This is a genomic window from Streptomyces sp. NBC_00459 (genome assembly GCF_036013955.1).
GTDB lineage: Bacteria > Actinomycetota > Actinomycetes > Streptomycetales > Streptomycetaceae > Streptomyces.
Map to the genome: position 1 here is coordinate 2,348,787 of NZ_CP107903.1, position 12,017 is coordinate 2,360,803.

At 71.3% G+C, this 12,017-nt stretch carries 13 protein-coding genes; 5 read left to right on the forward strand and 8 right to left on the reverse strand.

The features are described 5' to 3' along the window. Positions 1-7 precede the first annotated feature (7 nt). Genes OHN74_RS10260 through OHN74_RS10280 form a run of 5 tightly spaced genes read left to right on the forward strand, consistent with a single transcriptional unit; the run spans position 8 to position 5,544 of the window. The gene (locus OHN74_RS10260) at positions 8-1,213 is read left to right on the forward strand and encodes an ADP-ribosylglycohydrolase family protein (protein WP_443060362.1); all 1,206 of its coding nucleotides are present in this window, start codon (positions 8-10) and stop codon (positions 1,211-1,213) included. Then, positions 1,201-2,583, forward strand: coding sequence for an ADP-ribosylglycohydrolase family protein (locus OHN74_RS10265; RefSeq protein ID WP_327694225.1), 1,383 nt, complete (start codon positions 1,201-1,203; stop codon positions 2,581-2,583). Before OHN74_RS10260 ends, OHN74_RS10265 begins: the two co-directional genes overlap by 13 nt. Next, positions 2,580-3,476, forward strand: a complete 897-nt coding sequence (rbsK, locus tag OHN74_RS10270) for a ribokinase (protein ID WP_327694226.1) — start codon at positions 2,580-2,582, stop codon at positions 3,474-3,476. Before OHN74_RS10265 ends, rbsK begins: the two co-directional genes overlap by 4 nt. After that, positions 3,473-4,705, forward strand: coding sequence for a CaiB/BaiF CoA transferase family protein (locus OHN74_RS10275; protein WP_327694228.1), 1,233 nt, complete (start codon positions 3,473-3,475; stop codon positions 4,703-4,705). The genes rbsK and OHN74_RS10275 overlap by 4 nt, the downstream gene beginning before the upstream one ends. Further along, positions 4,702-5,544 carry an HpcH/HpaI aldolase/citrate lyase family protein gene (locus OHN74_RS10280; protein WP_327694229.1) on the forward strand — a complete coding sequence of 281 codons (843 nt, stop codon included), beginning with the start codon at positions 4,702-4,704 and terminating at the stop codon, positions 5,542-5,544. The genes OHN74_RS10275 and OHN74_RS10280 overlap by 4 nt, the downstream gene beginning before the upstream one ends. A 64-nt stretch (positions 5,545-5,608) precedes the next feature. Here the strand turns inward: OHN74_RS10280 and lgt are convergent, their stop codons facing one another. From lgt to OHN74_RS10315, 8 genes are all read right to left on the reverse strand, one after another. Next, the gene (lgt, locus tag OHN74_RS10285; RefSeq protein WP_327694230.1) at positions 5,609-6,592 is read right to left on the reverse strand and encodes a prolipoprotein diacylglyceryl transferase; all 984 of its coding nucleotides are present in this window, start codon (positions 6,590-6,592) and stop codon (positions 5,609-5,611) included. Between the two features lie 148 nt (positions 6,593-6,740). Next, positions 6,741-7,517, reverse strand: a complete 777-nt coding sequence (locus OHN74_RS10290; RefSeq protein ID WP_327694231.1) for a DsbA family protein — start codon at positions 7,515-7,517, stop codon at positions 6,741-6,743. A gap of 90 nt (positions 7,518-7,607) precedes the next feature. Further along, positions 7,608-8,426: a tryptophan synthase subunit alpha gene (gene trpA / locus OHN74_RS10295; RefSeq protein ID WP_327694232.1), complete on the reverse strand. Its 819-nt coding sequence runs from the start codon at positions 8,424-8,426 to the stop codon at positions 7,608-7,610. Beyond that, a complete protein-coding gene (gene trpB, locus OHN74_RS10300) occupies positions 8,423-9,709 on the reverse strand; it encodes a tryptophan synthase subunit beta (RefSeq protein ID WP_327694233.1) in 1,287 nt (428 codons plus the stop codon). The genes trpA and trpB overlap by 4 nt, the downstream gene beginning before the upstream one ends. 236 nt (positions 9,710-9,945) lie before the next feature. Beyond that, the gene (trpM, locus tag OHN74_RS42870; RefSeq protein WP_371659256.1) at positions 9,946-10,119 is read right to left on the reverse strand and encodes a tryptophan biosynthesis modulator TrpM; all 174 of its coding nucleotides are present in this window, start codon (positions 10,117-10,119) and stop codon (positions 9,946-9,948) included. A 22-nt stretch (positions 10,120-10,141) separates the two neighbouring features. Continuing rightward, positions 10,142-10,951, reverse strand: coding sequence for an indole-3-glycerol phosphate synthase TrpC (trpC, locus tag OHN74_RS10305; RefSeq protein WP_327694234.1), 810 nt, complete (start codon positions 10,949-10,951; stop codon positions 10,142-10,144). Positions 10,952-11,117: 166 nt separating this feature from the next. Beyond that, entirely contained in the window at positions 11,118-11,567 is a 450-nt protein-coding gene (locus tag OHN74_RS10310) for a DUF2752 domain-containing protein (RefSeq protein ID WP_327694235.1), read from the reverse strand. A gap of 92 nt (positions 11,568-11,659) precedes the next feature. Next, positions 11,660-11,914 (reverse strand): HGxxPAAW family protein, encoded by a 255-nt coding sequence (locus OHN74_RS10315; protein WP_327694236.1) that lies wholly within the window; start codon positions 11,912-11,914, stop codon positions 11,660-11,662. Positions 11,915-12,017 lie beyond the last annotated feature (103 nt).

Genomic DNA, 12,017 nt, shown 5'->3' on the forward strand with positions numbered 1-12,017 from the left:
TCGCGACATGACACCCAAACAGCAAGAACAAGCACAAGAGAACCAAGAGGCCCAAGAAGGCCAAGTGGCGGGCCTGGACGAGCGGATCACGGGTGCCCTGGTCGGCGCGGCCGTCGGTGACGCGCTCGGCGGGCCCGTGGAGGGCTACACCCCCGAGCAGATCCTCGAACGCCACGCGGGCCGCGTCCACGGCATCGTCGGCCCCTGGAACGGGGACGCCTGGCGCACCGCCCGCCCGATCGCCCCGTACCACAAGGGCGACGGCCACGTCACCGACGACACCCTGATGACCCACGCGTTGGTACGGGTGTATGCCCAGGTCCGCGACCATCTGGACGCGTACGCGGTCGCCGACCACCTGGTCCCGGACCTGATGACGAACCCGCGCTGGATCCCCGAGCTGGAGGCCGAGGCGCTCCCCCTCCAACGCGTCTTCCTGGCGGAGAAGTGGCTGGTGGCCCGCATCCACTACGGCCACATCGATCCCCGCGAGGCGGGCGTGGGCAACATCGTCAACTGCGGTGCGGCGATGTACATGGCCCCGGTCGGCCTGGTCAACGCGGCCAACCCGGCAGGCGCCTACGCCGAGGCCCTCGAACTCGCGGGAGCCCACCAGTCCTCGTACGGCAGGGAGGCGGCGGCTGTCTTCGCGGCGGCGGTGGCGGCGGCGTGCGCCCCGGACGCCACGCCCGGCTCGGTGATCGGAACATGCCTCTCCCTGGCGAAGGACGGCACCCGGGCGGCGATCGAGGCGGTGTGCGAAGTGGCCTCCCGCCACACGGACTTCGAGTCGGCGCTGCGGCCCCTGCGGGAGGCGGTGACTCCCTACGACACGGTGGGCGCGGACTACCGCAGCCCGTCCCTGGGCGCCCGTCGCCCGTCCCGTCTCCACGCGATCGAGGAACTCCCGGTGGCGCTGGGCATGTTGGTGGTGTCGGGCGGCGACTTCCGGCATGCGGTGCTGGGTTCGGTGAACTACGGCCGCGACTGCGACTCGATCGCCACGATGGCCGGGGCGCTCGCCGGTGCGCTGGGCTCCGAGGTGCCGTCCGACTGGTCGAAGACGGTCGCGGAGGCGAGCCGCCTGGACCTGTGGGAACCCGCCCGGACGCTGACCGAGGTGGCCCAGGAGATCTTCGACCGGGACGTACACCAACGGCGTTCCCACGAAAGGGCGTTCGCCCGGCTCAGGGGTGCGGGATGCTCCGACTGACCTGGGTCCAGCCGGAGGACCTGATCGGCCACGAGCTGCGCCAGGCGACCCAGGACGGCCGCGAGCCCGCCAGAATCGCCGCCCGCTGGCGAGCCGCGGGCGGATCGGACGCCCCGTCCCGCGCGGGCGCGTCAGCCGGCCCGGTCTCCCGCTATCTGCGTCTACTGGCCGAGGACCTCCTGGACGAACTGGCGGACCTTCCGAGCAGGTTGGCGGACGACGAGCCGACCGACCCGATCCGGATCCGGGCCCTGTGCCCCGACTGGCCCGCAGAACCCGCGGCGTCCACCCGGCCCGCCCCCACCCCCCTCCGCCTGGAAGCCGCCTGGCTGGGCAGAGCAGCCGGCTGCCTCCTCGGTAAACCGGTGGAAAAACTGCCCCTCACGGCCATCCGCCAACTCGCCCGGTCCACCGGCAACTGGCCCCTGAACACCTGGTTCACCGCCAGAGGAGTCCCCGAGGAACTGGCGGCGGCCCACCCCTGGAACCGCCGGTCGGCGACCACCTCCCTCGCCGAGAACATCGACGGCATGCCCGAGGACGACGACCTCAACTACCCCCTCCTCAACCTCCTCCTGATCCAACGCCACGGCCCCGACTTCACCACCACCGACGTGGCGAAACTCTGGCTGGACGAACTCCCCGCAGGCCGCACCTTCACGGCCGAACGCATCGCCTACCGAAACCTCCTGACCGGCCTGGAACCCCCGCTCACCGCCCGCCACCGCAACCCGTTCCGCGAGTGGATCGGCGCCCTGATCCGCGCCGACGTCCACGGCTGGACCAACCCCGGTGCCCCGGCCGCCGCCGCCGAACAGGCGTACCGCGACGCCGCCCTCACCCACACCGCCAACGGCGTCTACGCCGCGATGTTCACGGCGGCCACCATCGCCGAGGCGGCCACCGGCACCCACGACATCCACACCTGTCTGCGCACCGGCCTGAGCGTCGTCCCGCCACGCTCCCGTCTGGCCACAGCCATCCGACACGGCATCCGACTGGCCGAATCCCACCGCGACTTCGAAACCGTCGTGGACGAACTCCACGCCACCCACGCGTCCACCTACCACTGGGTCCACGCCATCCCCAACACCGCCCTGATCGCCGCCGCCCTCACCCACGCCGACGGCGACTTCACCGGCTCCATCTGCCGTGCCGTGTCCGGCGGCCTGGACACCGACTCCAACGGCGCGACCACCGGAAGCATCGCCGGTCTCCTCGCCGGCTCCCCCGCCGCGCTCCCCGAGCGCTGGACGAGCCCCCTGAAGAACCGGCTCGCCACCTCCGTCGCGGACTTCAACGGCACCGGCTTCGACACCCTCGCCCGACTGACCCACTCCCTCACCCGCCTGGAGACAGCCCACCCATGACCCATATCGCCGTGCTGGGCAGCACGAACATGGACCTCGTCGCGTACGTCTCCAAGGCCCCGCAGCGCGGGGAGACCGTGACAGGACGGGAGTTCCGTACGATCCCCGGCGGCAAGGGCGCCAACCAGGCCGTGGCCGCGGCCCGCGCGGGCGCCGACGTCTCGATGATCGGCGCGGTGGGCAACGACGCGTACGGCAGCCAACTCCGTTCCGTACTGGAGCACTCGGGCGTCGGCACCGACCATCTCCGAACCGCCGAGGGCGCTTCCGGTACCGCGCACATCGTCGTGGACGACGAGGGCGGCAACGCGATCGTCGTCGTCCCCGCCGCCAATGGCACCGTCACCCGTCTCGCCCCCGGTGACGAGGGCCTGATCGCCACCGCCGACGCCCTGCTGCTCCAGCTGGAGATCCCGCTCACAGCGGTCGTCGAGGGCGCCGAGGCCGCTCACCGTCATGGTGTCCGCACGATCCTCACCCCGGCCCCCGTCCAACCGCTGCCACCCGAACTCCTCGCCGTCACCGACCTGTTGGTGCCGAACGAGCACGAGGCGACGGCCCTCACCGGCCTGAGCGACCCGCACAGGGCGGCCACCGCACTCCTCGACCAGGTGCCGGAGGTCGTCGTCACACTGGGCGCGGCCGGCAGCCTCTACGCGTCCCGGGACCTCGCCGAACCGGTCACCGTCCCCGCGCCGCCCGTCACCGCCGTGGACTCGACCGGCGCCGGCGACACCTTCGTCGGCGCCCTCGCGGTCGCCCTGGCCGAGGGCCGCCCGATGCCGGACGCCCTGGCGTGGGCCTCGGCGGCGGGGGCACTCTCCGTACAACGGCCGGGCGCGTCGGCGTCGATGCCGTACCGCTCGGAGATCGAGGCCAGGTACACGTCATGAAAGCACCGGAGATGACCGCACCCGAGCCCCGCACCCCCTCAACCACAGCCCCTCTCACCGGCCTTCGCGTGCTCGACCTGGCCACCCTCTTCGCCGGGCCGCTCGCCGCCACCATGCTCGGTGACTTCGGCGCCGAGGTGATCAAGATCGAGCACCCGGTGAAACCGGACCCCTCCCGGGGCCACGGCCCGTCCAAGGACGGCATCGGTCTCTGGTGGAAGCTGCTGGGCCGCAACAAGCGCACGATGACCCTCGACCTCTCCCGGCCCGGCGGCCGGACCACCCTGCTCCGGCTCGCCGCCACCGCCGACGTCGTCATCGAGAACTTCCGCCCGGGCACCCTGGAGAAGTGGGACCTGGGCTGGCCGGAGCTGTCCGCCGCCAACCCGCGTCTGGTCCTCGCCCGGGTCACCGCCTTCGGCCAGTTCGGCCCGTACGCGCATCGCCCCGGCTTCGGCACCCTGGCCGAGGCGATGAGCGGTTTCGCCGCGATCACCGGCGAGCCGGACGCGCCCCCGACACTCCCGCCGTTCGGCCTCGCCGACTCGATCGCGGGCCTGGCGACGGCGTACGCCGTCATGACGGCCCTGTCCGCCCGCGACCGCACCGGCGAGGGGCAGGTCGTCGACATGGCGATCATCGAGCCGATTCTCACCGTCCTGGGCCCGCAGCCGCTCTGGTACGACCAGTTGGGCCACGTCCAGCCGCGCACCGGCAACCGCTCGCAGAACAACGCCCCCCGCAACACCTACCGCACGGCCGACGGCACCTGGGTCGCCGTGTCGACCTCGGCCCAGTCGATCGCCGAGCGCGTGATGCGCCTGGTGGGCCGCCCGGAGCTGATCGACGAGCCCTGGTTCGCCACCGGCGCCGAGCGCGCCCGCCACTCGGACGTCCTCGACGAGGCGGTCGGGGCGTGGATCGCCCGCCACTCCCAATCCGAGGTGATCGCGGCCTTCGAGAAGGCGGAGGCGGCGGTGGCCCCGGTCCAGGACGTGCGGGAGGTGATGACCGACCCGCAGTACCAGGCCCTCGACACCATCACCACGGTCGACGACCCCGACCTCGGCCCGATCCGTATGCAGAACGTCCTCTTCCGGCTCTCCGAGACCCCCGGCGCGATCCGCTGGGCGGGCCGCCCGCACGGCGCGGACACCACGGCCGTCCTCACCGAACTGGGCCTGACCGAACCGGAGATCGACGCCCTGCGAACCGAGGGAGCCCTGTGACGGCCGTCCCCCTGACCTGGCTGTACGTCCCCGGCGACCGCCCCGAGGTGGTGTCCAAGGCCCTCGTCTCCGGCGCCGACGTGGTCGTCGTCGACCTGGAGGACGCGGTCGCCCCCGACCGCAAGGAGTACGCCCGCGCGGCCACCGCCGAACGTCTCACCGACCTCCAGGCGGTCCCGGTCCACGTCCGGATCAACGCCCTGGACGGCCCCCTGGCCTCCTGCGACCTCCGGGCCCTCGAAGGCCTCCCCGGCATCTCGGGGCTACGGCTCCCGAAGGTGACGACACCGCAGGAGGTCGTACGCGTGGCCACCCGCACGACCGTGTCCTCGGCCACCGGGGCCGGACTCCCGCTGCACGCCCTGCTCGAAACCGCCCTCGGCATCGAACACGCCTTCGCCATCGCGACCGCCCACCCCGCCCTGCACGGCATCGCGCTGGGCGAGGCCGACCTGCGGGCCGATCTGGGGGTACGCGCAGACGCGGGCCTCGACTGGTGCCGCTCCCGGGTCGTCGTGGCCGCACGCGCGGCCGGACTCGCCCCGCCGCCCCAGTCGGTCCACCCGGACACCCGGGACCTCGGCGCCCTGGCCGTGTCCTGCGCCCACGGCCGCGCCCTGGGTTTCCTGGGCCGGGCGGCCATCCACCCCCGCCAGCTCCCGGTGATCGAACGCGCCTACCTCCCCACCCCGGAGGAGATCGAGGACGCCGAACAGATCGTCAAGGCGGCGGCGACGGACGAGGGCGCCCAGGCCCTCCCGGACGGCCGCTTCATCGACGCGGCGGTGGTGGCGACGGCCCGCAGAACCCTGTCCCTGGCCGACCGCGACCGCTCCTGACCCGCACAACGGACGAGGGCGCCCCGGTCCGACCGGGGCGCCCTCGTGTTCGTACTGCCGGCACTCAACTCTTCTTGGTCGGCTCCGCCTCGACCTCGGCCTCGGCCCGGTCCTCGGAGTCGGCCTTGCCGTCCGGATCGGCCTCGGCCTTCGCCGCCGCCGATTCGGCATCGCCCTTGTCGCTGTCGTCGCCCTCGGCACCGTCCTCCGCCGGACCGTCGAGGACATCCGCACCGGGCTCGACGACTTCCTCCCGGCCGGGCCGCTTCTTCGCCGAGAGCACGAAGTAGACCACCGCGAGGATGAAGACGAAGATCGCGGTCCAGTTGTTCAGCCGCATGCCGAGGATGTGGTGGGCGTCGTCGACACGCAGGTACTCGATCCAGAAGCGGCCCACACAGTAGGTCGCGACGTACAGCGCGAACGCCCGTCCGTGGCCCAGCGTGAAGCGGCGGTCGGCCCAGATGACCAGCAGCGCGACACCGACGCACCACAGGGACTCGTACAGGAACGTCGGGTGGTAGTAGCCCGGGACCCGGCCGTCGGTCGAGGAGGTGATGTGCAGCGCCCAGGGGACGGTGGTCTCCCGCCCGTACAGCTCCTGGTTGAACCAGTTGCCCCATCGCCCGCACGCCTGTGCGAGGGCGATACCGGGGGCGAGGGCGTCGGCCCACGCCGGCAGCGGGATACCGCGCCGGCGGCAGCCGATCCACGCGCCCAGCGCGCCGACGGCGATCGCGCCCCAGATACCGAGGCCGCCCTCCCAGATCTTGAAGGCGTCCACCCAGTCGCGGCCCTCGCTGAAGTACAGCTCGTAGTCCGTGATCACGTGATAGAGGCGGCCACCGACCAGACCGAAGGGCACGGCCCAGACCGCGATGTCGGCCACCGTGCCGGGTCGGCCACCGCGGGCGAGCCAGCGCTTGTTGCCGAGCCAGACCGCGACGAAGACACCGATGATGATGCAGAACGCGTAGCCGCGCAGCGGAATGATCCCAAAGAGGTGATACACCCCGTGCGCCGGACTGGGAATGTAGGCGATATTCATAGCAGTCCCGACGCTACCTTGACGGACGCGGCGGATGTGAGCCGCCCCGGGCAACGGCTCCATAACGGGCGGTGCCTCCGGTTCCGCGAACGACGGTGAACCGGAGGCGCTCGGGAGGCCCGGAGGACACTCAGACAATGCCCAGGCCCTACGCCTTGTCGGCGGCCTCGACCATCTGCTTCAGCTTCGCCGGGGTCATCGTCTGGTCCTGGTAGATGTTCTTCCCGTTGAGCAGCACGGTCGGCGTGCCGCCGAAACCGCCGCTCTGGAAGGCCTGGTTCGACTTCACGACCCAGCTGTTGTGCGTGCCGTCCTCGACACACGTCCGGAACGCGGGTGTGTCCAGCCCGTCGGTCTTCGCCGCCAGCTCGATGAGCTTGCTGTCCTTCGCGAAGGCGTCGTCGGTCTCCTGGGGCTGGTTCTCGTACAGCACGTCGTGGTACGCGGTGAACTTGCCGGCGTCCTGGGCGCAGGCGGCGGCGTTGGCCGCGTGCCGGGAGCCGCTGCCGCCCATGTTGCCGTCGATGATCGTCGCCAGGTGGTAGTCCACCTTCAGCTTGCCCGCGTCCGTCAACTCATGGATGACCGCGCGGTAGTTGGTCTCGAAGGACTGGCAGGCGGGACAGCGGAAGTCCTCCCACACCGTGAGCGTCGACTTGGCGCTCTCCTCGCCCACCGGGATCGCGAGGCTGTCCTTGCCCTGCGCGCCCGAGGGCGCCACGACCGGGCCGGCGCTCTCGCTCTTGCTGTCCTTTCCGGAGTTCGCGGCGACGACACCGATCACCGCCGCGAGTCCCAGCACGCAGACGACACTGGCGCCCACGATCAACGCCCGCCGCCGCTTCTCCGAGGACTTCTGCTTCTCACGCTCGACCGCCAGTCGCTCACGGGCGGTGCGCTTTCCGTCACGATTCTTCTCGCTCACACCCCGCAGAACGAACCGGGGAGACGCATTGCGCCTCCCCGGCCCCAGGTCCACCCGTTCGGGCGACCTGTACGAAATGTCCCGACCGCTCTACGCGGTGCCGCGCACGCCCTTCGCGAGGTCGGCGGCGAGTTCCCGCACGGCCTCGACTCCGGCCGCGTGGTCCGGGGCGTCCAGCATCCGCTTCACGAAGGCCGAGCCGACGATCACCCCGTCGGCGAAGCCGGCGACCTCGGCGGCCTGAGCGGCGTCGGAGACCCCCAGCCCGACGCAGACAGGCAGGTCGGTGCCGGCGCCGCGAGTGCGCCGGACCAGGTCCTCCGCCTGCGCGCCGACCGACGCCCGGGTCCCCGTGACGCCCATGAGCGAGGCGGCGTACACGAACCCGCTGCCCGCCGCGGTGATCTCGGCGAGCCGCGCGTCCTTGCTGCTGGGCGCGACGACGAACACGGTCGCGAGACCGTGCTTCTCGGCGTGCTCCCTCCACAGCGCCGACTCCTGCACGGGCAGGTCGGGCAGGATGCACCCGGCGCCGCCCGCCTCCGCGAGCTCGGCGGTGAAGCGCTCGACGCCGTAGCGGTCGATCGGGTTCCAGTACGTCATGACGAGCACCGGCTTCCCGGAGGCCTCGTACGCCTCCCGGACCGTGCGCATCACGTCCGCGATCTTGACCCCGCCGCGCAGGGCGATGTCGTCGGCGGTCTGGATGACGGGCCCGTCGAGCACCGGGTCGCTGTGCGGCAGTCCGACCTCGACGACGTCGGCGCCTCCGTCGAACACGGCCTTGACGGCGTCGATCCCGCCGTCGACGGTCGGGAACCCGGCGGGGAGGTACGCGATGAGAGCGGAGCGCCCCTCGGCCTTGGCACCGGCGAGGGTGTCGCTCAACAGCTGGATGTTGCCGCTCACTTGGCGTCCCCCTCGATCTCGGCGATCTCGCTGTCGGCGTCGGCCGCGACAGAGGCATCGGTGTCGTACAGGTCGAAGTACCGGGCGGCGGTGTCCATGTCCTTGTCGCCGCGCCCGGAGAGGTTGATGACGATCAGGCCGTCCTTGCCCAGCTCCTTGCCGACCTCCAGCGCCCCGGCCAGCGCGTGCGCGCTCTCGATGGCCGGGATGATGCCCTCGGTACGGGACAGCAGGCGCAGCGCCTGCATGGCGGCGTCGTCGGTGACCGCGCGGTACTCGGCGCGGCCGGTGTCCTTGAGGTAGGAGTGCTCGGGCCCGATGCCCGGGTAGTCGAGTCCGGCGGAGATGGAGTAGGGCTCGGTGATCTGCCCCTCCTCGTCCTGCAGGACGTACGACCGCGAACCGTGCAGGATGCCCGGCTCACCGGCGGTGAGGGTGGCGGCGTGCTCGCCGGTCTCGACACCGTGCCCGGCGGGCTCGCACCCGATGAGCCGGACCCCGGCGTCGGGGATGAAGGCGTGGAAGAGCCCGATGGCGTTCGAGCCACCGCCGACACAGGCAACAGCCGCGTCGGGCAGTCGTCCGGCCCGCTCAAGAATCTGCCGCCGGGCCTCGACACCGATCACCCGGTGGAAGTCGCGCACCATGGCGGGGAAGGGGTGCGGCCCGGCCACGGTCCCGAACAGGTAGTGCGTGCGGTCGACGTTGGCGACCCAGTCGCGGAACGCCTCGTTGATGGCGTCCTTGAGGGTGCGCGAGCCGGACTTCACGGCGATGACCTCGGCGCCGAGCATGCGCATACGCGCGACGTTGAGAGCCTGCCTCTGGGTGTCGATCTCACCCATGTAGATCGTGCAGTCGAGGCCGAACAGCGCACAGGCGGTCGCGGTGGCGACCCCGTGCTGACCGGCACCGGTCTCGGCGATGACGCGGGTCTTGCCCATCCTCTTGGTGAGGAGGGCCTGCCCGAGCACGTTGTTGATCTTGTGGGACCCGGTGTGGTTCAGGTCCTCCCGCTTGAGGAAGACCCGGGCGCCACCGGCGTGCTCGGCGAACCGGCGCACCTCGGTGAGCGAGCTGGGCCGCCCGGTGTAGTGGACGAGCAGATCGTCGAGCTCACGGGCGAACTCGGGGTCGGACTTCGCCTTGTCGTACTCGACGGCGACCTCGTCCACGGCGGCGACGAGCGCCTCCGGGATGAACTTGCCGCCGAAGGCACCGAAGTACCCGTCGACGTTGGGCACTTGGCCCTCAGGATCAGGAATGAAGAACTCACTGGACATACGGCTACCTCGCAGGGGCGAAGCCCCGGGGTCGATCGGACAAGGGTCACGTTTATGGCGTGCGGCGCGACGAGGGGCTGGGCCGGCAGAGGGTGCGGTGCGAACTCCGCTGCCCAGGACGCGCCCTTCAGGGGCGCGGGGAACTGCGCGAACAGCCACAACCGGCCCGCAGCCGAAGAACCACCCCTCGCGAAGCGCTCAGCGCAGGGCGCAGCCCCATCAGCCGAGCCGCATCCCTACCGCCAAGCCCCGCAGGGCCATCGCATCCCGTTGACCTGTCCGGGCTCGTCCCCGATGACATATCGAACCCGCCGCCCGTGCACACGCCTCGCGGGCGCACGGCAGCCACGCGGACGGCAGCCGCGCGCGAGGCGGGCGTACCGGTCCATGGGTGTCAGGGTGAGTGTCATCGGGGCCAACTCTAGCGGGAGATCAGCCGCGCCCGTGCCGCAGCGCGGGGTGCTCGCCGGCGGCCACCAGGTCCGACACCGCGGACTTGGGGTCACGGCCGGTGACGAGGGACTCGCCGACCAGTACCGCGTCGGCGCCCGCGTTGGCGTACGCGATCAGATCGTGCGGGCCGCGGATGCCGGACTCGGCGATCTTGACGATGCTGTCGGGGATCTCGGGGGCGACCCGCTCGAACGTGGAGCGGTCCACCTCCAGGGTCTTCAGGTTGCGCGCGTTGACGCCGATGATGCGGGCCCCCGCGTCGACCGCCCGCTCGACCTCGTCCTCGTCGTGCACCTCCACGATCGGGGTGAGTCCGATGGACTCGGCGCGCTCGATGAGGGACTCCAGGGCGGACTGTTCGAGGGCGGCGACGATCAGCAGGGCCAGATCGGCACCGTATGCCCGCGCCTCCCACAGCTGGTACGACGTGACGATGAAGTCCTTGCGCAGCACCGGGATGTCCACCCGGGCACGCACCGCCTCCAGGTCCGCCAGTGAGCCGCCGAAGCGGCGCTGTTCGGTGAGGACGGAGATGACGGCGGCGCCGCCCGCCTCGTAGTCGGCCGCGAGGCCGGCCGGGTCGGCGATCGCCGCGAGCGCGCCCTTCGACGGGCTGGATCGCTTGACCTCACAGATGACCTTGACGCCGTCACCGCGCAGTGCGGCGACCCCGTCCTTGGCTGCGGGAGCCTTCGCCGCGCGCTCCTTGAGCTCGTCGAGGCTGACGCGCGCCTGTCGCTCCGCGAGGTCGGCACGGACTCCGTCGATGATCTCGTCGAGCACACTCACGCGAGCGGCCCCCTTCCAGACGGTAGGCGATTGGCTGTTCAAGCCATTCACACCAATTGAAGCTGCACAAACTGTCAAAGTAGGTCACTCCGATGGTATCCGGAGGAGGGCGAGGCCCTCGCATCCGGTTGACACCGGTCCCACTACCTGGACATTCATCATTTGATCAAGGGTGGAGCCAGCCACCGAACGGCAGGTTCCGGACAACCGTGAAGACCAGCAGCAATGCGCCCAGACTCCACAGCTGCACAGGCCCGAGGTCGATCCGCATCGGCCGTCCGCGCACCGCGCGAACCACCCAGACGGTCCACAGGACGGCGAAGGCCAGGTATCCCGTCACGGCGAGCGCGTTGGCCCCCAGGGCCGTCACCCAGTCGCCGTGCGCGAAGGCGTAGGCGCTGCGCAGTCCCCCGCAGCCGGGGCAGTACACGCCGGTCAGCCGCAGGAGCGGGCAGACGGGGTAGTGGCCGGGTTCGTTGGGGTCGACCGTCCCGACGTAGGCGAAGGCCCCGACGACGGCGGCGAGTACCCCGGCGGGCACGGCCACCCGTGCCGCCACGGCACCGGCGCCCGTCGGCACGCCCTGCTGAGCCCGCTCGGTGTTCACTCCACGCATTCTGCCCCCTGCGGGGCGTACACGCGCGAGGGGCGGCCCCGGCGCTTTCGCCGGGCCGCCCCTGCCGGTCCGAGAACCGTCCCCTACGGGGTTCAGCTCTCGGCACCCGCCGGTTCACGCGTGACCTGGTGGCCCTCACGGCCCCGGGTGGTCGGCTTCTGCTTGCCGAGGCCCATCGCAGCCATGATCCAGCCGACGACACCGCCGAGGACCACGATCACCATGCCGGCCCAGAAGCCCAGCGGCTCGGCCATCACCATGAAGGCGCCAGACACGCAGAAACCGATGATGGCGATGGTGACGCCGGTCCAGGCGGCCAGAGTGTGACCGTGGCTAGTGCCCGCCATGACTTGCTCCTCGTTGCTGAGTTGCTGGTTGTGGAATGCAGAACGTGGTGAGCCGGAAGCTCGTCGTCCATTGTCCCGCACGCGCACGCGTGGGGGACGCCGG